This window comes from Providencia sp. PROV209 (assembly GCF_028479485.1).
GTDB lineage: Bacteria > Pseudomonadota > Gammaproteobacteria > Enterobacterales > Enterobacteriaceae > Providencia > Providencia alcalifaciens.
Window position 1 is genome coordinate 231,470 of sequence record NZ_JAMPNR010000001.1, and the last position, 19,844, is coordinate 251,313.

Annotated in this window: 14 protein-coding genes and 8 tRNA genes; 11 read left to right on the top strand and 11 right to left on the bottom strand. The window is 40.6% G+C overall.

Annotated elements, in window-relative coordinates:
- Positions 1-34: 34 nt before the first annotated feature.
- The 4 genes from ptsI to cysZ form a co-directional block, all read right to left on the bottom strand.
- Positions 35-1,762, bottom strand: coding sequence for a phosphoenolpyruvate-protein phosphotransferase PtsI (ptsI, locus tag PR795_RS01160; RefSeq protein ID WP_006658609.1), 1,728 nt, complete (start codon positions 1,760-1,762; stop codon positions 35-37).
- 136 nt (positions 1,763-1,898) lie between these two features.
- Positions 1,899-2,156 carry a phosphocarrier protein Hpr gene (gene ptsH / locus PR795_RS01165; protein ID WP_006658608.1) on the bottom strand — a complete coding sequence of 86 codons (258 nt, stop codon included), beginning with the start codon at positions 2,154-2,156 and terminating at the stop codon, positions 1,899-1,901.
- Between the two features lie 355 nt (positions 2,157-2,511).
- Positions 2,512-3,468 (bottom strand): cysteine synthase A, encoded by a 957-nt coding sequence (cysK, locus tag PR795_RS01170; RefSeq protein ID WP_006658607.1) that lies wholly within the window; start codon positions 3,466-3,468, stop codon positions 2,512-2,514.
- A 240-nt stretch (positions 3,469-3,708) separates the two neighbouring features.
- Positions 3,709-4,473 carry a sulfate transporter CysZ gene (gene cysZ, locus PR795_RS01175; protein ID WP_006661317.1) on the bottom strand — a complete coding sequence of 255 codons (765 nt, stop codon included), beginning with the start codon at positions 4,471-4,473 and terminating at the stop codon, positions 3,709-3,711.
- Positions 4,474-4,692: 219 nt separating this feature from the next.
- Here cysZ and zipA point away from each other — a divergent pair, with 219 nt between their 5' ends.
- The 4 genes from zipA (at position 4,693) to PR795_RS01195 (ending at position 9,586) form a co-directional block, all read left to right on the top strand.
- On the top strand, positions 4,693-5,766 hold the full coding sequence (gene zipA, locus PR795_RS01180; protein ID WP_272516581.1) for a cell division protein ZipA: 1,074 nt from the start codon (positions 4,693-4,695) through the stop codon (positions 5,764-5,766).
- Positions 5,767-5,811: 45 nt separating this feature from the next.
- Positions 5,812-7,848 (top strand): NAD-dependent DNA ligase LigA, encoded by a 2,037-nt coding sequence (ligA, locus tag PR795_RS01185; protein WP_181480080.1) that lies wholly within the window; start codon positions 5,812-5,814, stop codon positions 7,846-7,848.
- A gap of 242 nt (positions 7,849-8,090) precedes the next feature.
- Positions 8,091-9,275, top strand: a complete 1,185-nt coding sequence (locus PR795_RS01190; protein ID WP_006658603.1) for a NupC/NupG family nucleoside CNT transporter — start codon at positions 8,091-8,093, stop codon at positions 9,273-9,275.
- Between the two features lie 95 nt (positions 9,276-9,370).
- The gene (locus tag PR795_RS01195; RefSeq protein WP_006658602.1) at positions 9,371-9,586 is read left to right on the top strand and encodes a DUF3820 family protein; all 216 of its coding nucleotides are present in this window, start codon (positions 9,371-9,373) and stop codon (positions 9,584-9,586) included.
- A gap of 22 nt (positions 9,587-9,608) precedes the next feature.
- On the opposite strand, the gene PR795_RS01200 is transcribed toward PR795_RS01195, so the two are convergent.
- The 4 genes from PR795_RS01200 to gltX form a co-directional block, all read right to left on the bottom strand.
- The gene (locus PR795_RS01200) at positions 9,609-10,940 is read right to left on the bottom strand and encodes a flavin monoamine oxidase family protein (protein ID WP_036960971.1); all 1,332 of its coding nucleotides are present in this window, start codon (positions 10,938-10,940) and stop codon (positions 9,609-9,611) included.
- A 213-nt stretch (positions 10,941-11,153) separates the two neighbouring features.
- A tRNA-Ala gene (locus tag PR795_RS01205) sits at positions 11,154-11,229 on the bottom strand.
- A gap of 59 nt (positions 11,230-11,288) precedes the next feature.
- A tRNA-Ala gene (locus tag PR795_RS01210) sits at positions 11,289-11,364 on the bottom strand.
- A gap of 179 nt (positions 11,365-11,543) precedes the next feature.
- On the bottom strand, positions 11,544-12,965 hold the full coding sequence (gene gltX, locus PR795_RS01215; protein ID WP_006658600.1) for a glutamate--tRNA ligase: 1,422 nt from the start codon (positions 12,963-12,965) through the stop codon (positions 11,544-11,546).
- Between the two features lie 472 nt (positions 12,966-13,437).
- Between gltX and PR795_RS01220 the strand changes: the two genes are divergently transcribed.
- The 7 genes from PR795_RS01220 to PR795_RS01250 all read left to right on the top strand — a co-directional run bounded on the left by PR795_RS01220 (position 13,438) and on the right by PR795_RS01250 (position 15,833).
- Positions 13,438-13,513: transfer RNA gene (locus PR795_RS01220), tRNA-Val, on the top strand.
- Positions 13,514-13,540: 27 nt separating this feature from the next.
- Positions 13,541-13,616: transfer RNA gene (locus PR795_RS01225), tRNA-Val, on the top strand.
- A 31-nt stretch (positions 13,617-13,647) separates the two neighbouring features.
- Positions 13,648-13,723: transfer RNA gene (locus PR795_RS01230), tRNA-Val, on the top strand.
- A gap of 127 nt (positions 13,724-13,850) precedes the next feature.
- A tRNA-Lys gene (locus PR795_RS01235) sits at positions 13,851-13,926 on the top strand.
- Between the two features lie 34 nt (positions 13,927-13,960).
- Positions 13,961-14,036: transfer RNA gene (locus PR795_RS01240), tRNA-Lys, on the top strand.
- A 23-nt stretch (positions 14,037-14,059) separates the two neighbouring features.
- A tRNA-Val gene (locus PR795_RS01245) sits at positions 14,060-14,135 on the top strand.
- Positions 14,136-15,539: 1,404 nt separating this feature from the next.
- Positions 15,540-15,833, top strand: a complete 294-nt coding sequence (locus tag PR795_RS01250) for a helix-turn-helix domain-containing protein (protein ID WP_006661320.1) — start codon at positions 15,540-15,542, stop codon at positions 15,831-15,833.
- Between the two features lie 236 nt (positions 15,834-16,069).
- On the opposite strand, the gene PR795_RS01255 is transcribed toward PR795_RS01250, so the two are convergent.
- The 3 genes from PR795_RS01255 to PR795_RS01265 form a co-directional block, all read right to left on the bottom strand.
- Positions 16,070-17,797, bottom strand: coding sequence for a potassium/proton antiporter (locus tag PR795_RS01255; protein ID WP_071524933.1), 1,728 nt, complete (start codon positions 17,795-17,797; stop codon positions 16,070-16,072).
- A 368-nt stretch (positions 17,798-18,165) separates the two neighbouring features.
- Positions 18,166-18,834, bottom strand: a complete 669-nt coding sequence (locus tag PR795_RS01260; RefSeq protein ID WP_006660211.1) for a methionine ABC transporter permease — start codon at positions 18,832-18,834, stop codon at positions 18,166-18,168.
- Positions 18,831-19,844, bottom strand: coding sequence for a methionine ABC transporter ATP-binding protein (locus tag PR795_RS01265; protein ID WP_006661323.1), 1,014 nt, complete (start codon positions 19,842-19,844; stop codon positions 18,831-18,833). The genes PR795_RS01260 and PR795_RS01265 overlap by 4 nt, the downstream gene beginning before the upstream one ends.

The window sequence follows — 19,844 nt, forward strand, 5'->3', positions numbered from 1 at the left end:
TCGTTTTATATGGGACCGAACTAATGTGCTGCTGTTAGCATAACGTTTTTTCTTGGATAAAGGTATCTACAAGTTTCATCAATTCTTCGGCTGTTGGTTGAGCAAGTGCTTGTTCCGCTAGCGCTTGTGTATCTGCATAATTCGCATTACGAATCAGCTTTTTGATACGAGGAATTGAGATTGCGCTCATACTAAATTCGTCCAGCCCCATGCCTAACAGCAATAAGGTCGCACGTTCATCACCTGCTAATTCACCACACATACCCGTCCATTTACCTTCTGCGTGAGAAGCGTCAATCACTTGTTTAATCAAGTTCAAGACGGCTGGAGACATCGGATTATAAAGGTGAGAAATCAGCTCATTACCACGGTCAACCGCTAAAGTGTATTGAGTGAGATCATTCGTCCCAATACTGAAGAAATCAACTTCCTTCGCCAAATGATGTGCAATAATTGCTGCGGCTGGTGTTTCCACCATAATACCGACTTCAATGGCTTCATCAAAGGCTTTGCCTTCTTCTCGTAGCTGCCCTTTAAGCATCTCAAGTTCTGCTTTCAGTTCCCGAACTTCTTCAACAGAAATAACCATCGGGAACATGATACGCAGTTTACCAAATTTAGACGCCCTTAAAATAGCTCTTAATTGAGAGTGTAGAATTTCTTTGCGATCAAGACAAATACGAATTGCACGCCAGCCAAGGAATGGGTTCTCTTCTTTCGGTAAGTTCATGTATGGTAAGTCTTTATCGCCACCAATATCCATGGTACGAACAATGACAGCTTGACTACCCATGGCTTCTGCTACGGCTTTATAGGCTTGGAATTGCTCTTCTTCTGTAGGTAGAGCATCACGATCCATGAATAAAAACTCAGTACGGTATAGACCCACACCCTCTGCACCATTGCGTTCAGCACCAGCGACATCGCGCACGGTACCAATGTTGGCACAGACTTCGACTTGATGACCATCTAAGGTTATTGCGGGTAAATCCTTTAATTTTGCCAGCTCTTCTTTTTCTTGCAGGTACTCATTTCTGAAGGCTTTCAGTTTGTCAATTTCGCTTTCAGATGGATTGAGATAAATGGTGTTGTTTACGCCATCTAACACAATGAAATCACCGCTTTTCACTTTGCTGGTGGCGTCAGTTGTACCGACGATAGCAGGGATTTCTAGTGAACGAGCCATGATAGAGGTATGAGAAGTACGACCACCGAGGTCAGTGATGAAGCCTAAAACTTTGTCTAAGTTCAACTGAGCGGTTTCGGATGGGGTTAAATCAGGTGCAACTAAAATAACTTCCTCGGTGATTGCGCTTAAATCAACAATTGGAATATTAAGGATGTTTTTGAGTAAACGCTTACCGATGTCACGCACGTCTGCTGCACGTTCTTTTAAGTATTCATCATCTAGCGCTTCGAGTGCTTGTGCTTGGTCTTCGATCACCGAATAAACGGCAGCATCCGCTGTTTTTTTATCGCCTTTGATGAGGGAGACAATTTCTTGCTCTAACTCTTCATCTTCCAGCAGCATGATATGACCTTCAAAAATCTCAGCTTTTTCCGCACCAAGATTTTTTTCTGCTTTCTCTTTGATAAGGCTAAGCTGCTCAGCTGATTTGTTTCGTCCATCAATGAAGTTTTGGATCTCTTTATCGATTTGCTCGTCAGTAATTTTACGGGTGCTGACAACAATAGGATCTTCTTTGAGGATGAGAGCCTGACCAAAAGCAAAACCTGGGGATACTAAAATTCCTGAAATCATAATATTACCTTACTACTGATAGGAGTTTTGATGTTGCAGAGACAACAGTAGATATAAGTGATTAAGCAGGTGTCCCCGAATAATGTATTCAGGGACGGGGAATTATTACGTTAAAACAAGATGGCAGAGTGGAAAATTATTCTAACTCGCCCATCAGTTTAACTAAAAACTCAACTGCTTGTTGCTCGTCTTCACCTTCAGCAGAAATGGTGACTACTGTACCTTGAGTTAAACCTAAAGTTTGTAGTTTAAACAGACTTTTTGCGCTCGCTGATTTACCGCCTGAGCTCAAGGTGATATCAGAAGTGAATGCTTTTGCTTCTTTAACGAATTGAGCCGCAGGGCGAGTATGTAAACCATTAGGTGCTGTAATAGTAACTTCTTGCTGGAACATAATATTTCCTCAGTGATTTTAAGTTTTTTATGATGACACAGCCTATTGTAGATGAAATATGCTGTACATGCGTATAATTTAGATTATCAATGATTCATCTGGTTTGCTACTTTGTTTGGTATCAACCAAATTATCATTTTTTTAGCTTATGTATCACACCACGCTTTTGGTGGGTATTCTGCATTTCAGAACATAAGTGACCAAAAAGTGATTAATTTCGAGGTGTGAAATAATTACTATGTTTAATACTAAACACCGGATAATAAATCATCTCAATCCGTGCTAATTTATGATCTCACCCACAAAAAAAGCACCTAACTGGTGCTTTTTTAACGTAATGTTAACTTAGCGTTTATTATTCTGCATTAATATCGGCAAACAAGGCAGTGGATAAGTAGCGCTCTCCGGATGAAGGCAAAATAACCACAATATTTTTACCTTTATATTCAGGTAAAGCGGCCAGTTTTACTGCTGCTGCAATTGCTGCACCTGATGAAATCCCGGCTAAAATACCTTCTTTTTCCATGAGTTCACGTGCGGTTGAAATGGCTTCGTCATCGCTAATTTGAAGGACTTTGTCGATAATAGAGAGGTCTAAGTTACCTGGAATAAATCCAGCACCAATCCCTTGAATTTTATGGGGACCGGGTTTGATCTCTTCACCTGCTAGCGCTTGTGTAATGACTGGGGAGGTCGTTGGCTCTACCGCGACCATAACCACGTCTTTTTTCCCTTTGGTGTGTTTTAAATAACGCCCGATGCCAGTAATTGTTCCACCGGTACCGACGCCTGACACGACAACATCCACGTTTCCATCGGTGTCATTCCAAATTTCAGGACCGGTTGTTTTTTCGTGAATTTCAGGGTTGGCGGGGTTGCTAAATTGTTGAAGTAAAAGATATTTATTAGGATTGCTATTGACGATCTCTTCCGCCTTGGCAATCGCACCTTTCATGCCTTTTGCCCCTTCAGTCAGGATCAGATTTGCGCCAAGGGCTTTTAGTAGCTTACGGCGTTCAACGCTCATGGTTTCTGGCATGGTCAATGTTAATTTATAACCGCGCGCAGCAGCCACGTAGGCAAGGGCAATACCGGTGTTTCCGCTGGTTGGTTCTACCAATTCTTTATCTTTTGTCAGGATGCCTTTTTTCTCTGCGTCCCAGATCATGTTTGCGCCGACACGGCATTTTACACTGAAGCTTGGGTTGCGAGATTCCACTTTCGCTAAAATATTTCCATTGCCAAAATGCTGTAAACGCACTAATGGTGTATTTCCAATGGTCAACGAATTATCTTCATAAATTTTGCTCATGGGACATCCTTAAAATTAACGGTTAGCCAAGAATTAGGTGTGCTTTTCACAATTGAATATGAATTCAACATACTCGAACAACTGATTATTGCAAATATGATTTAACGCTAGAATATAACCATAGGTTATTTAAAAACACATTATTATAACCAAGATTGAAAGTATGATGGAGAGCAGAATAGTGAGAAGCGTTGACAGTAGGGATATGCAGGTGGGGTACCTGCATATCCCTAAAAAGTATTAGTAGCGAGCATAACGAGCGCGATAGCGGTCGACCCACATTAATGTTGCTCCACAGACGGCAACAGGCATGATCACTAAGTTCAGAATTGGAATCATCATGAGTAAGCTGACAGCGCCACCAAATTGAACATTATTCACGCGGTCTTTTGAGAGCGCTTGCTTCATGTCATTGAATCCAACGCGATGGTTATCAAAAGGATAGTCACAATATTGAATGGACATCATCCATGCGCCGAATAGGAACCATAAAACAGGGGCGACAGTTTGCCCAATCCCTGGGATAAAGAACAGGACCAATAGCACGATAGCGCGTGGTAAATAGTAAGCAATACGCACAAATTCACGTTTAATCATGCGTGGCACATCTTTTAGTAGTTCAGCCATACCTGTATCAGGAGCAGGTTTACCCGTCAGTTCAGCTTCTAAATGCTCGGATAACCAGCCGTTAAATGGCGCCGCAATAATATTGGCGATGGTACTAAAGAAATAGCTAAATACCAGTAAGATAGAAATGACAGCGACGGGCCAAATCAAATAGTCAAGCCATTGTAGCCAGCTAGGAATATAGCTCATGACCTGCTCAATCCATCCACCCAGTTTGCTATATAACCACCAAAAAGCACCACCAAGTAACAGAATGTTTGCTAACAGAGGCAAAAGTACAAAACGTTTAATACCAGGACGAGTGATTAGTCGCCACCCTTGGGAAAAGTAATAAAATCCAGAGTGATTTTTTTGTGGCGAAAATGTCGATTGGGTCATACTTCTTATTATCTCCTTTACGGGTGAGCATGTATCATATAGGTATGAAATTACACTGACTAGTGATAATTTTGTATAAAAAAGCAGCAAATGAAAGCGGAATATTCTCTTTCTTGTAAGAAAATCGTTCTGAGGGTTGCACTTAGAGCAATTGAGAAATAATCTTAAGGTAGTTTCCGCCGTGATGGCATCATTATTCATCAACTAGAGATAGCAGCGATGCAGGATTTGCGTCTAATATTAGTGGTCGTAGGTGCGATAGCGATTGTCGCTTTATTACTGCATGGTTTATGGACCAGCCGTAAAGAGCGCTCTAAGTTATTTCGCGACAGACCTGTAAAACGTAGAAAGAATGACACGCAGGAAAACTCATCTGAATATGATGATTCTGCTTTGTTTACTGAGAATCAACCGACACAAAAAGTCGCTGTTGACGATCAGCCTATCTATATGGTGAAAGAAGAGCCGCGTGTTGAGCCCGTTGTTCAACCTCATATTTCTCCATCTCATACAACGCAACGTGATGCAGAGCCTGAGTTTAATTTAACGGCAGAGCACTCACCGCAACTTGCTCCTAAAGTCGCTAAATCAGTTGCTTCTGAGCCAGTATTTGCTCCACATGCCGATAATCGTCAGGCACCAGAGCAATTAACGATTAATATTGCGGATGATGCTGATGTTCAAGAACATGTTTCAGAGCCAGTAAGAATTTATCCTGAGCCGGCAACCTCTGTTGCACCCGTTCAAGAGCGAGCACCTCAATCGCCTGCAACACAAGCTCCAGTTTCTCAGGAAACGGCGCAGTCAGTTGCACATTCTCACGCTGAAGTTGCACAAGAGCCTGAGACTGCATTGACCGAGAAAGCCGCCTCTGCAAGCGAAAAAGAAATTGTTCTGGTACTGCACGTTGCGGCACATCATGGTCAAGTTCTTGAAGGTGAAGCTTTGTTGCAAAGTATTCTTCAGGCGGGTTTCCAATTCGGAGCCATGAATATTTTCCACCGCCATGTGCACCCAGCGGGGTCTGGTCCAGTCCTCTTTAGTTTGGCGAATATGGTGAAGCCAGGCTCATTTGATCCAGAAGCTATGGCTGATTTCACGACGCCGGGTGTCTCTATCTTTATGATGGTGCCATCGTACGGTGAGGCGAGCCAAAACTTTAAACTCATGCTTCAAGCCGCGCAGCGCATCGCATCAGATGCAGGCGGTGTTGTATTGGATGATGAACGAAAAATACTGACACCTCAAAAAATAGAGGTGTATCATGCAAGAATTCGAAATACATTAAGTTAATTAAAACCCCCGACTTAGGGGGTTTTTTATATCTATTGGTGAAACATGACGACGAAAAAAAATCCTGACGCACTCATACAAAAAATAGACGCGTTAAAACAGCAATTGCGCCATCACGAATACCTCTATCATGTTATGGATGCCCCTGAAATTCCTGATGTGGAATATGACAAACTGATGCAAGAGCTCAAGGCGCTTGAAGCAGAACATCCTGAGCTGATCACAACGGACTCACCAACGCAGCGCGTAGGGGCAGCACCTTTAGCGGCATTTGACACTGTTCGCCATGAAATTCCCATGCTTTCTTTAGATAACGTATTTGATGAAGAAAGCTATCTCGCATTTGATAAACGCGTGAAAGACCGACTGCATAACCACACTGAATTAACATTTTGCTGCGAACTCAAATTAGATGGTCTAGCTGTCAGTTTGCTGTATGAAAATGGTGAGTTAGTTCAAGCGGCAACCCGTGGTGATGGTACGGTTGGCGAAAATATCACGGCCAACGTACGCACGATCAAAGCAATTCCGCTACGTTTACGCGGGGATAATATTCCTGCGCGTGTTGAAATTCGTGGTGAAGTTTTTATGCCTCAAAAAGGCTTTGAGGCGATGAACGAAGAAGCACGTAAAACGGATGGTAAGATTTTCGCTAACCCACGTAATGCGGCAGCAGGTTCCCTTCGCCAGTTAGATCCACGTATTACGGCTAAACGTCCATTAACCTTTTATTGCTATGGCGTGGGGCTTGTGGAAGGAAAAACACTTCCGGATACCCATTATGAACGGTTAATGCAATTTAAAGCTTGGGGATTACCAGTCAGTGAGCATGTTCAACTGCGTGTGGGTTGCCAGCAAGTTCTCGATTTTTATCATCATGTTGAAAAAATTCGCCCAACACTCGGTTTTGATATCGATGGTGTAGTGATTAAAGTGAACGATATTGCAATCCAAGAGGAATTGGGGTTTGTCTCGCGTGCGCCACGTTGGGCTACGGCATTTAAATTTCCAGCCCAAGAACAGATAACATTGCTGAAGGATGTTGAATTCCAAGTTGGGCGTACTGGAGCCATCACACCTGTGGCACGTTTAGAGCCAGTACAAGTTGCAGGTGTCGTCGTCAGTAATGCGACACTCCATAATGCCGATGAGATAGATCGCTTAGGTGTTCGCATTGGTGATACGGTCGTAATCCGTCGAGCAGGGGATGTGATCCCACAAATTGTCAGTGTTGTCATGGACAAACGCCCTGCGGATAGCCGTGAAATTATATTTCCAACACACTGCCCAGTATGTAATTCGGATATTGAGCGTGTAGAAGGGGAGGCGGTAGCTCGCTGCACAGGCGGGTTAACCTGCGGGGCGCAGTTGAAAGAGTCTCTGAAGCACTTTGTTTCTCGCCGTGCAATGGATGTGGATGGCATGGGAGATAAAATCATTGAGCAATTGGTGGATGCAGAGTATGTCGCAAATGCGGCGCAGCTCTACCAATTATCAGCGGGTAAATTAACGGGTCTAGAAAGAATGGGACCAAAATCCGCGCAAAAACTGATTGATGCGTTAGAGAAATCTAAACAAACTACACTCGCCCGTTTCATCTATGCATTAGGGATCCGTGAAGTGGGTGAAGCCACCGCGGCAAACCTCGCCGCACATTACGCGTCGTTAGATGCGGTGATGGCAGCAGATGAAGATTCACTGAAAACTGTACAGGATATTGGTGAAGTGGTTGCGAAGCATGTCGTGCATTTTTTCCGTGAAGAACATAATCGCCAAGTTATTCATGATTTACTGACTATTGCGAATATCCATTGGCCAGAAGTTAAAGTCATTAATAGTGCTGAAATTGACAGTCCATTTGCGGGTAAAACAGTTGTTCTGACAGGTTCGATGTCAACACTTTCTCGTGATGATGCCAAGGATAAACTGGTCGCTTTAGGTGCGAAAGTCGCAGGTAGTGTGTCGAAAAAAACGGACTTAGTTATTGCGGGTGAAGCGGCGGGGTCTAAGTTAGCGAAAGCTACTGAACTCGGCATAAAAGTCATTGATGAAGAAGAGTTAATTCGTTTGCTGAATATCTAATCGTGACCTATATTTAATGCGCAATGCCATTATCAACCAAGGGGATAATGGCATTTATTATTTTCTGGCTAACATTTATCCTGTTGTTATTGGGACGTGACTCGTGAAACGTGATCTGGTCGTTACTTTTGGAAAAATGGTAGAGCCAGTTTTCATATTAATGTGACTTTAATCTCATTTAAATGTTGCCCATTACATAGAATATGCGCATAGACTGATTCGTAACTTTGTTGGAGTCAAATATGACCTCGATCCTGCACTTTATTTTATCCATAGTTATTATCGCTGCACTTGCGATTCTAGCGAGTAGTAACCGTAGAGGGATTCGTCCACGCTACGTTATTCAATTGCTCGTTATTCAAATTGCGCTTGCTTACTTGTTCTTAAAATCAGGTATTGGTGAGTCCTTTGTTCTTGCTGTTGCTGGTGTCTTTACCCACTTGTTGGGTTATGCAGCAGAAGGGACTAAATTCATCTTCGGTGGAATGATTGAAGGAAACTTGGCCTTTTTCTTCCTGCAAGTGCTGTGTCCAATCATCTTCATTTCAGCGCTGATTGGTATTCTACAACACATTAAAGTACTGCCTTTTGTCATTCGTATCATCGGTACGGTGTTATCGAAAGTTAACGGTATGGGTAAACTTGAGTCATTCAACGCAGTGAGCTCATTATTGCTGGGTCAGTCAGAAAACTTTATTGCATATAAAGACCAATTAAGCAGCATGTCAGAAAGAAGAATGTACACGATGGCAGCAACGGCGATGTCGACCGTTTCAATGTCAATTGTTGGCGCATACATGACGATGTTGGATCCAAAATATGTGGTTGCAGCGCTGGTGCTGAACATGTTTGGTACGTTCGTTGTATTATCACTGATCAACCCGTACCCACCTGAAGGGGAAAAAGAGATCCAAATGCGTAGTCTGCATGAAGGTCAAAGTTTCTTCGAAATGCTAGGTGAATATATTCTTGCAGGGTTTAAAGTTGCGATTATCGTTTCTGCGATGCTGATTGGTTTTATTGCACTGATTGCCATGGTTAATGGTATCTGTTCCGCGATATTCGGCGTGAGCTTCCAGACCATGCTGGGTTATGTGTTCTATCCATTTGCTTGGATGTTAGGTATTCCTGCTAATGAAGCACTGCAAGTTGGCGGCATCATGGCTGTGAAGATGGTCACTAACGAATTCGTAGCAATGGATGGCTTAAAAGCAGTGGCATCAGGTTTATCAGACCGTTCTGTTGGTATTTTATCTGTATTCTTAGTTTCGTTCGCTAACTTCTCTTCTATCGGTATTATTGCTGGTGCGATTAAAGGGTTAGATGAAAAACAAGGAAATACCGTTGCACGTTTTGGTCTGAAATTGCTGTATGGTTCAACACTGGTAAGCTTCTTATCTGCGGCAGTGGTTGGATTAATCCTGTAGTTACCGCTATAAAAAGTGTTACAGTGAAAAACGGCATTCAGTGAATGCCGTTTTTTTATGTCTAAGGCTTTCTATCGATAAAGCATGAGGAAAGAATGGAAAAACAAGACTTAATTGATATAGCTAATACATCGATGCCGTTTGGTAAATATAAAGGTTGCATACTGATTGACCTGCCAGAGGAATACCTATTATGGTTTTATAAAAAAGGGGAGTTTCCGGCAGGGCGGTTAGGACAGTTGATGGAAATGACATTAGGGCTGAAGATTGAAGGGCTAGATAGCATTGTTAAGCCTCTAAAACGCCAATAAGGGTTAGAGGCTTAATAGCCTATTATTGTGTGCTGATCACTGTATTAGCCGTTTCTATACCTGATTGGTAAGCGCCATGCACAGTACCTGCGCCTAATAGTGCTAAATGCTCTCCCGCAAAGAAGATTTTATTATCAATAGGCTGTTTTAATTGTGCGATTTGATTGGCTGAATAGTTAGATGCAGGATAACTAAATGAGCCATACGCATAAATATCTTTTTCCCATTCGGTTTTCATCAAACGTATTGGCGCGGGAACATGATCAAACACTTTACAGAGTGATGCTTGTAATTCATGCCATGCGGTCTGCTCATCACACTCCTCAAGCCATTTTGCGGACAACCCACCAAATAGAAAGAGTAGGGTTGGTTTTTGGTAAATCGTGCTTACATCCATAAAATTGAGCCAGTAATCAGACTCATGGATATACATACTATTCACATTATTGAGTGAATCCTTACGCCAAAATGCATGCTCAAAAGTGACAAATAGTTTATTGAATACACCAAATCCAAGTTGGTTAATCGCATCTTGAGTTACATTAGGTAGTGCTGGTGTGAATTGAATAGCTTCTTTCTTCAGGACACCAAGCGGTACAGTAATAACCACTTTAGTGGCATGAAATTGTTGGTCATCATGGGTTGTCACGGTAACGTGGTTATCATGGTAATCAATATGCTTAACGGGATGGTTAAGACGAATATTTAGCCCATCAGATAGCGTTTCGATGATTTGTGAGTACCCTCGAGGGAAAATCACTTCATCGCCTTCACAAAAGCCTTCTAATTGTAAAAAATGCGGTGATAAGGTCTCTAGCGTACATGCACAGGGATCTTCTGCGATGACCTCAAAAAATTCATGTAAACTCACTTGCAGCTGCTCAAATAGTGATTGATCCGCACGGTGTTGTACGGTGAGCAAATGGTGAAACTCCGGGCTTTGAAGCCAGCTAGTTAGCGCTTCTGCCGCATTATTAAATTGGCAAGGAGATGACATGATTTCAAACTGGTTCATCAAATAATCAAGGCCTGCTTCAAAAGCCTCTTTTTCATCTTCACATAAAACCAAGCCATTTTTCTTATAGAAAATCGCATCTTGGTAATTGAAAACGACAGTTTGAATATGGTGCTGCTGAGCAATCGCATTAATTGGATTATTGGTGATCCCGTGGATCCATGATGCGCCTAAATCATAAAATTGGTTGTCAATTTCTTGGGTATGGATTCGTCCACCGAGGCGATTGCGAGCTTCTAAAATAAGGACTTTTTTATGTTGAGATTGTAACTGATTTGCGACTGATAAACCTGAAACACCTGCTCCTATCACGATGATATCGGCATCTATGTGTGGCATAACTCACCTAGTTGAAGTGGAAAACAAACGATATGCGATTGCACATCTGAATAATTTTATTTAAATAAAATTATAAGTTAATTATATATGAGTAAATTAGTTGTGAACAGATAGATAAGTAGGATTGAATGAGTTAAGTGAAATTTTAGGTGTTATTTTTAGGAAAGTAGGTAAGAACAATTAAGTAAATAAGAATGGGAAATAAGGGAGATTTGGTGGAGCTAAGCGGGATCGAACCGCTGACCTCTTGCATGCCATGCAAGCGCTCTCCCAGCTGAGCTATAGCCCCGAACGAAGTGTTTTGTTGAATTTATTGTTCAAATTCTACCATCTAAACTGGTTTTTAGATGGTGGAGCTAAGCGGGATCGAACCGCTGACCTCTTGCATGCCATGCAAGCGCTCTCCCAGCTGAGCTATAGCCCCAAACAAAATCTTTTGGACGGGAGGCATCATATTCAAGCTCGGTTGGAGTGTCAATATATTAATATGTTTTTCGGGTTTAATTGCTGAAATATAGAACATTTTGCAATCAATTCCCATTTGAAGGGGGAGGCAAAAAGAAAACTGCCCCTGAAGTTAAGAGGCAGTAAATAGAGAGGGGCTTATTGTGCAGATGCTTCGCGTTCTGCGATATACGCTAATGCTTTTTCAATGCGAGCAATGGAGCGTGCTTGACCAATAGCGTGAACGGTAACATCTAAAGCTGGGGATTGACCCGCACCTGTCACTGCAACACGTAGTGGCATACCCACTTTACCCATACCGACGTTTAACTCAGCAGCTGTTGCTTCGATTGCCTGATGAACATTTTCTGCAGTCCAATCTGAGATAGCGATGAGTTTATCTTTCACTACTTCTAATGGTTGACGAGCGACTGGACGTAAATGTTTTTTCGCTGCATCAGCATCAAATTCGTCAAAATCTTGATAGAAGTAATGGCATGATTCCGCCATTTCTTTCAGTGTCTTGCAACGTTCACCTAATAGTTTGATTAATTCAACTAATTGTGGACCTGTGCTGGTATCGATATTTTGTTGTTCGATATGCCATGCGAGGTAGGTTGCTACTTCTTCAGCTGGCAGGGTATTGATGTAGTGATGGTTCAGCCACTGTAATTTTTCAGTGTTGAATGCACTTGCTGACTTGCTGATAGCATCAAGAGAGAAATATTCTTTCATCTCTTCAATAGTGAAGATTTCTTGGTCGCCGTGTGACCAGCCTAAGCGAACTAAATAGTTTAGTAGTGCTTGTGGCAGATAACCGTCATCACGGTATTGCATAACGCTAACTGCGCCATGGCGTTTAGAGAGTTTTTTGCCATCATCGCCTAGAATCATCGAAACGTGAGCATATTCAGGCACTGGTGCTCCCAATGCTTTCAGAATATTGATTTGACGAGGTGTATTATTAATATGATCTTCACCACGAATGACATGAGTAATTTCCATATCCCAGTCATCAATAACAACACAGAAGTTGTAAGTTGGTGAGCCATCAGTACGGCGAATGATCAGATCATCCAGTTCTTGGTTACTGAATTCAATTGGTCCACGAATGGTATCATTGAAAATAACGGAGCCATCTTGTGGGTTACGGAAACGGACAACATGTGGCTCTGCCGCCGTGTGGTTATGTTCATGGTCACGGCAGCAACCGTCATAGCGTGGTTTTTCACCCTTAGCCATTTGATCTTCGCGTAATGCTTCTAAACGCTCTTTAGAACAGTAGCAACGGTAAGCGGTGCCAGCTTCTAGCATTTCGTCGATCACAGCATTGTAGCGATCAAAACGTTTAGTTTGGTAGTAAGGGCCTTCATCCCAATTTAAATTCAACCAGTTCATACCGTCCATAATGGCATCGATAGCTTCCTGGGTTGAGCGTTCTAAGTCGGTGTCTTCAATACGCAGGACAAATTCGCCCTGATTGTGGCGACTAAATAACCAGGAATACAGGGCGGTACGAGCACCACCAACGTGCAGGTAGCCAGTTGGGCTTGGTGCAAAACGGGTTTTGATTTTACTCATCGAGATTGCCTTAATTGCGAAACGTTGTTTCTTGTGCGCTTATATTCATCGGATTTTATGCAACACAACAATAGGGAATGAACACGATTGTTATATTACGGGCTAAAAGGGAGACGCGCATCCATGAAAGGATGACTTCATGCGCTGACCTTGCATCCTGATTTTATTAAGCATTGCTAAAATGTCCCTCTATTCTATCATCCTATAATGAATCCTCAATCAGCTTCTCTCTTTACAGATAAAGAAAATCATCAAATTGAAAAAATAGTGTCTAAGATTTTTAGTCTGGATAGCTTTTGGTGATTTTTTTCTAAGAAAATTTAGTAAGATATTGTAGATAATTGATTAAAAAGGGCACTTGTTAGGTGATAATTAAAACATCTTGATTATTTTTGCAACGAACAGAAAAAATCTATTCAAAAACCGTTGACTCAGAATGTAGTATCCCTATAATGCACCTCCATCGACGACGGGGCGATTAGCTCAGTTGGTAGAGCACCTCCCTTACAAGGAGGGGGTCAGTGGTTCGAGCCCGCTATCGCCCACCACCGCCGACGATGACAACATAAATGATTGGGCGATTAGCTCAGTTGGTAGAGCACCTCCCTTACAAGGAGGGGGTCAGTGGTTCGAGCCCGCTATCGCCCACCAATTATTTATGGCAATGTAATTATTATGAAGTGGGCGATTAGCTCAGTTGGTAGAGCACCTCCCTTACAAGGAGGGGGTCAGTGGTTCGAGCCCGCTATCGCCCACCACTTCATCTTTTCTTGCATTAAAAAATTCAGATGGGTCATTAGCTCAGTTGGTAGAATCGTTAACTGTTAACAAGATGGTTGCTGGTTCGATCCGAAGGGCAAAGAACCAAGAATAATGTTTTCAGATGGGTCGTTAGCTCAGTTGGTAGAGCAGTTGACTTTTAATCAATTGGTCGCAGGTTCGAATCCTGCACGACCCACCATCTAAAGTAGTAAATAATTCAAAGCAGTACCGATGGGTCGTTAGCTCAGTTGGTAGAGCAGTTGACTTTTAATCAATTGGTCGCAGGTTCGAATCCTGCACGACCCACCATCAAAATATTAGCGTCATGAAGTGGGCGATTAGCTCAGTTGGTAGAGCACCTCCCTTACAAGGAGGGGGTCAGTGGTTCGAGCCCGCTATCGCCCACCACTTCATCTTTTCTTGAGTCAAAAATCCCTATTATTTCCTACTTAGTCTTTCATTAATAAGTATTGTGATATGTTTTGAATCATTTGGTTATAGTATAAAACACCAAACGAGGCAAAATAACACATCCTCTCATGATGATTATCATTTATCTTGCGTAAATCGTCATTTCACTTGCCACGTGCTATTCCTATTAAGCCTCAATAGATATCTATATATACTATTATATTATTCATATAAATTACTGAATTGCAGATACTGTTATTTATCGAATAATTCGATAACAAGGTTTTTCCTTGCGTAGCGAGGAACCAGATTGCTTCTAGGTTTGTATATAGTTAACTAAAATAAATCATAAAAATTACATAAGTTAAATTTTATGCATGATAAAATGGGTATATCATCATATCTATTTTTTGTATGAAATGAATTTTGATGATTAAGAATTAGGTTCATAAAAGGTACGATAGAAATGAAATAGTGCTATACGATACAGATAGTCTATGTTGGCTTAAATAAATTATTCAGAATATTCTTAAGATCTAAATAGGGAAGTTTGCAATTAAACATTTTCTTTTTTTGCAGATAAAGAATATCTGTAAAGTAGTATATTAGTGAATAATCCTAGTTACTCATATTTTGATAATCTTAAATTTCAATAATTTCATCATGTTTGAGAATAAATAATATTAAAATAAGATTATCGATAATCATTAAAGTTCATATTTTTGTGATACTCATCAAGTAAAGTGAATGTTCGACTTCCTTAACGTTAATGTTTTGTTATGTTGAATAAGGCGGTACATTACATTCACTATGGTACTTTAAAAATATAGCATTAATTAATTTGCGGCATGCTGTTCAAAAATGTAAGTGATTGATATCTTATGTTGCAAAATAGTTATATATGTAAAACATATATTTTTTACTTTCTTTTACAGAAAATGTTCACATGGAGTGGTTTTTCGCTCTAAAAAGAATCACTGTTAACATGAAACGATTAACTTTGTTACAGTGTTAAATAATTCTGTTTATTTCCTTTATTTTTGGATTTTTTGACGGGAAAGTGAGTAGTTTTTAGTGAATTGTCTCGCAATGTGGTCTTTCGCCTAAGTTTCGTAGGTGGTATTCACTGGCTATCAGTTTGTATAACGCATTGATAAATAAAAGGTAATTCATTTACCCGTCTTATTTGTATAGAGAAAAATATTTTGTTACATAGTTGCAATGTCATTTTTGGACTAGTTGAAACTAATTAGAAGGCTAGTATATCATTTGCTTAGTGATGTTGGATGTATCACCGTGTTTTATCAATGAACTATATAGTACATATAAAATAACAATAAAAATGGTAGAAAATATCTACCGATTTTTATTCAATTAATATAGATTGAAGCGAGAATGTTTATGAATACAAAATATCCTGTCGCTTGTGCAGTTGGACAAAAAATTAAATCTTTAAGAAAAGCTCAAGGCTACACAGTTTTTCAATTAGCTAAAGAGATCGACATTAGTGAACAACAACTATTTCGTTATGAGCGTGGTGTGAATCGCATTGATATCGACTGTTTAGTTCGTGTATTAAAGGTATTAGGCGTGAATATGGGCGAATTCTTCAGCGAAGTTCTCCAAGATGATACCAACGCCTCAGAGGAAAGAGAATCTAAAGGGTTCAATGACTCGCTTTATTCTCTCGTATAATATCAATTCATTGCTTAAGTTTCATAATGAAACAAACTAAGTTTGTTAATTAAATTGTTTCAATTTAGAACGGTATAATTAATTAATCTAAATTAATTGGTCACAGCAATTGAATATATTAATACGTATCTCATCTTGAGTATTTACAAAAATAAAAGCCCATTTGGGCTTTTATTTTTTTATGCGAAAATTAAGTTTATAACCGTTATAAAATAGGTTTTCTAATCTTTGAATTATTAATCTTGTTCAGCTTGTATTGGCTCTAAAATAACGGTGACAATACGAGGACCAATCATTTCATCAATCTTTAACTGCATATTGTCTAATTTAATGATATCCCCTTGAATTGGTTCATTTTCAGTATTCACGTGAATAAATTGGTTGAGTGTTTTATCTGAATCTACTTCAATCTGAATTCCATATGACTCATAAATTTCATTTAACCGTGTAGTGCCCTTTAAGCTTAAACCTGAAGCAGGTAGCTCCATGACCGTTAGCTCAGTCGAGGTTTGCTCGGAAAACAACCTTTCTAAGAATAAGCGATTTTGTGGTTTCAAAACGACAAATAGGTGGTCATTTGCCATTAAGATAGTTGAACCTCTCGGCGGTAAAACGCTTTTTTCTCGAGTGATCATTGCGATAACGGTTTGGTCAGGCAGCGCTAATTGCGACAAACGGCGTCCAACAGCAGAGCAGTCCTCACCAAGTGTATATTCAACTAAGTCAGCATCAATCTGATCTACCGCAGTAATGTCCAAAGTTGCAGCCGGAAGTAATGGCGGTGGCTGCATAAGATTCAGTTTGCGAGCAAAGTAAGGTAGTGTGGAGCCTTGTAGGGTTGCTGAAATTAATACCACAAAGAAGACAACATCAAAAATCAGATTAGCGCCAGGTAGCCCATAAATGAAGGGGAAGATGGCAAGAATAATCGGCACTGAGCCTCTTAAGCCCACCCAAGAAATCAATGTGATTTCATTACGAGTGAAACGGAATAGTTTTAACACTGGGACAACCGCTAGTGGTCTTGCAATAAACGTTAAGACTAAGGCGATAAGCAACCCTTCCTGCCATACCTCAAGTAGGGAACTCGGATTAACCAGCAGACCCAACATGACGAACATAATAATCTGGCTTAACCAAGCAAGCCCATCATGGAATAGGAATGTATTACGCTGGAAAACAAAGGAATGGTTACCAATAACGACACCTGTTACGAAAATGGATAAGAACCCACTGCCATCTAGGTTACTGGCAACGCCAAAGGAGAATAGTCCACAAGCTGCCACAAGAACAGGGTAGAGACCTGCTGCGAGTAATTTAATTTTATTGATTATTTTTATTGAAATCCAACCTACACTGATTCCAACAATCGCGCCAATTCCCATCTGACTAATAAATAGTAAAATTAATTCACTGCCAGAAGACTGTTGATTCATCAATAATTGCAATAGTCCAACAGTGAGGAAAATTGCCATTGGGTCGTTGGTAGCACTTTCTATCTCTAAGGTTGCTTGGAGACGCTCATTTAAGTAAATGCCCGCATTACGTAATAAGGAAAATACTGCGGCTGCATCGGTAGAACCAACAATGGCACCTAAGAGTAACCCTTCAAGAAGTGGAATACCTAGAATGTAGGCGGCGGCTAACCCTGTGATGCCTGCGGTAATTAACACACCAAAAGTCGCTAAGGTAAATGCAGGTTTCCAAACTAACTTAATCGATTTTACTGAAGTTTGTAAGCCACCATCGAAGAGGATTAATGCAAGGGCGAGGGAACCCACGGCATAAGAGACGTTGACGTTATCAAAGGTGATTCTTCCTAACCCATCTTCACCGGCAAGCATACCAATAAAGAGGAACATGACTAGCATGGGCAGACCGAGCCTTGCAGACAACTTGCTAGAAAAAATACCGAGTAAAATCAATATGGATGAAAGTAATATTAGTTGTTCAATAGTCGGCATAATCAGTTTTCAGTTAGAGGTGAATAAAACGCTGACGATGCATCGCAAAGCGCATGAGGTAGCTCAAGATGTTATAAAAGTGACAAAAATATGCATTTGATAGCACTTTCATACTAAAGTAGCTAAATAAACATTATCATTCATACTATTATGATTATATATGAATCATTTAAAACATATTGGTATTTTACTGCATTTTTTAAAATTTAATTTCTAGAAATAGCCTGATTTTTTATTAAACTCAGGTTAATTATGGTTTTTTTGCATGTAAATGTTATTTGGGGAAAAGAGAAAAAAAGATGTGAGGAGTTAATGACATGATAAACAAAATAAAAGTCGATGAATTTATATCACCGACTTTATGTTATTTAGTGAAAACGGGCTCTTCTTGCAAGAGTATCACCAATGAATTGTATTCCTTGGACAATAATGACTAAGGTAACAACCGTAATTGCCATGGCGACATTATCAAAGCGCTGATAACCATAATTTAATGCAAGATCACCAACACCACCCCCACCAACTGCGCCTGCCATTGCGGTCGCGCCAACAAGTGTGATACTGGCAGCGGTTAAACTTAATATTAAGGATGACTTTGCTTCGGGAAGTATAAAATGCCAAACAATTTGCCAGTTTGTGGCACCCATTGCATCTGCGGCTTCAATAATCCCAGAGTGGACACTTAATAACGAGTTCTCAACGAGCCTTGCGGTATAAGGTGCAATATAAATTACTAATGGCACAATCGCAGCAGTAGTGCCAATCGAGGTACCCACGACAAAACGCGTTAGTGGGATGATTGCCACTAATAAAATAATAAAGGGCAATGAACGGAATATATTAATAATAGGATTAATAATTCGATAAATACGTTTATTTTCCCAAATTCCCTCAGGTCGCGTAATCACCAATAAGATGCCTAATAAGATCCCAAAGAGAGATCCTAAAACTAGCGCAATACTGACCATGGTGAATGTTTCTGACATGGCTAATAAAAACTGTTTACTTGTCAGTGCCGTCTCAAAAAAATCACTCATACTGTCCCCTTGTTTACTGCAACGCCGCGATGACGTAAGAAAGCTATCGCTTCGTCGATGTGCATTTTATCGCCAAGCATCTGAACAAACATACTGCCAAGAACTACACCGTTTATCTCTTTCATATTGGCAAATAGGATGTTGATCTTAATAATGTTTTTCATGATTAATTCATTTACCACGGGTTCCTGCGCTGATTTACCTAAAAATTCTAACCGGTAAACATCGTCTTGATGCTCAAGCTGATGAAGGACACGTTCAGGAATTTTTTCGTTGAGCACGGTACCCACAAATTTTTGAGTGGTGGGGTGTTTAGGCTGAGCGAAGATATCAAGGACAGTTCCTTCTTCAACAATCCGCCCAGACTCCATAACAGCGACTCGATGGCATATTTGTTCAATCACTTCCATTTCATGAGTGACCAGTAAAATAGTAATGCTCTGCTCACGATTGATTTTTTGCAGTAATGCTAAAATAGATGCGGTAGTTTGGGGATCTAACGCAGAGGTGGCCTCATCACACAACAGAATTTGAGGGTTATTAATCAACGCTCTGGCTATTCCCACTCGTTGTTTCTGCCCCCCAGATAATTGATTGGGATACTGGTTTTTTTTATCACTCAATTCAACATATTCAAGAATGTTATCCACACGCTGCATGATTTCATGCTTATCAACACCGAGTAACACGAGTGGCATGGCAACGTTTTGCGCGACAGTTTTAGTCTCCAGCAAGTTGAAATGCTGAAAAATCATACCAATACTTTTCTTGTGGGCGCGTGTTTGCGATGGACTATGCTCAGCCAGATTATGTTGACCGACCGTGATTGAGCCACTCGAGGGCTTTTCGAGTTGGTTAACGAGACGTATGAGTGAACTTTTACCTGCACCGCTATAGCCAATAAATCCGAAGATATCTCCTTTATTAATATGCAAATTAATATCTTGTAGAGCGATTAGAGATTGCCCATTTTTGTTATACACTTTTTGGACATTATTAAATTCAATCAT

What these genes read in the sequence shown, in the direction of transcription:
- ptsI (WP_006658609.1), bottom strand. Translation starts at nt 1,762, where the DNA reads ATGATTTCAGGAATTTTAGTATCCCCAGGTTTTGCTTTTGGTCAGGCT.
- ptsH (WP_006658608.1), bottom strand. Translation starts at nt 2,156, where the DNA reads ATGTTCCAGCAAGAAGTTACTATTACAGCACCTAATGGTTTACATACT.
- cysK (WP_006658607.1), bottom strand. Translation starts at nt 3,468, where the DNA reads ATGAGCAAAATTTATGAAGATAATTCGTTGACCATTGGAAATACACCA.
- cysZ (WP_006661317.1), bottom strand. Translation starts at nt 4,473, where the DNA reads ATGACCCAATCGACATTTTCGCCACAAAAAAATCACTCTGGATTTTAT.
- zipA (WP_272516581.1), top strand. Translation starts at nt 4,693, where the DNA reads ATGCAGGATTTGCGTCTAATATTAGTGGTCGTAGGTGCGATAGCGATT.
- ligA (WP_181480080.1), top strand. Translation starts at nt 5,812, where the DNA reads ATGACGACGAAAAAAAATCCTGACGCACTCATACAAAAAATAGACGCG.
- PR795_RS01190 (WP_006658603.1), top strand. Translation starts at nt 8,091, where the DNA reads ATGACCTCGATCCTGCACTTTATTTTATCCATAGTTATTATCGCTGCA.
- PR795_RS01195 (WP_006658602.1), top strand. Translation starts at nt 9,371, where the DNA reads ATGGAAAAACAAGACTTAATTGATATAGCTAATACATCGATGCCGTTT.
- PR795_RS01200 (WP_036960971.1), bottom strand. Translation starts at nt 10,940, where the DNA reads ATGCCACACATAGATGCCGATATCATCGTGATAGGAGCAGGTGTTTCA.
- gltX (WP_006658600.1), bottom strand. Translation starts at nt 12,965, where the DNA reads ATGAGTAAAATCAAAACCCGTTTTGCACCAAGCCCAACTGGCTACCTG.
- PR795_RS01250 (WP_006661320.1), top strand. Translation starts at nt 15,540, where the DNA reads ATGAATACAAAATATCCTGTCGCTTGTGCAGTTGGACAAAAAATTAAA.
- PR795_RS01255 (WP_071524933.1), bottom strand. Translation starts at nt 17,797, where the DNA reads ATGCCGACTATTGAACAACTAATATTACTTTCATCCATATTGATTTTA.
- PR795_RS01260 (WP_006660211.1), bottom strand. Translation starts at nt 18,834, where the DNA reads ATGAGTGATTTTTTTGAGACGGCACTGACAAGTAAACAGTTTTTATTA.
- PR795_RS01265 (WP_006661323.1), bottom strand. Translation starts at nt 19,844, where the DNA reads ATGATTGAATTTAATAATGTCCAAAAAGTGTATAACAAAAATGGGCAA.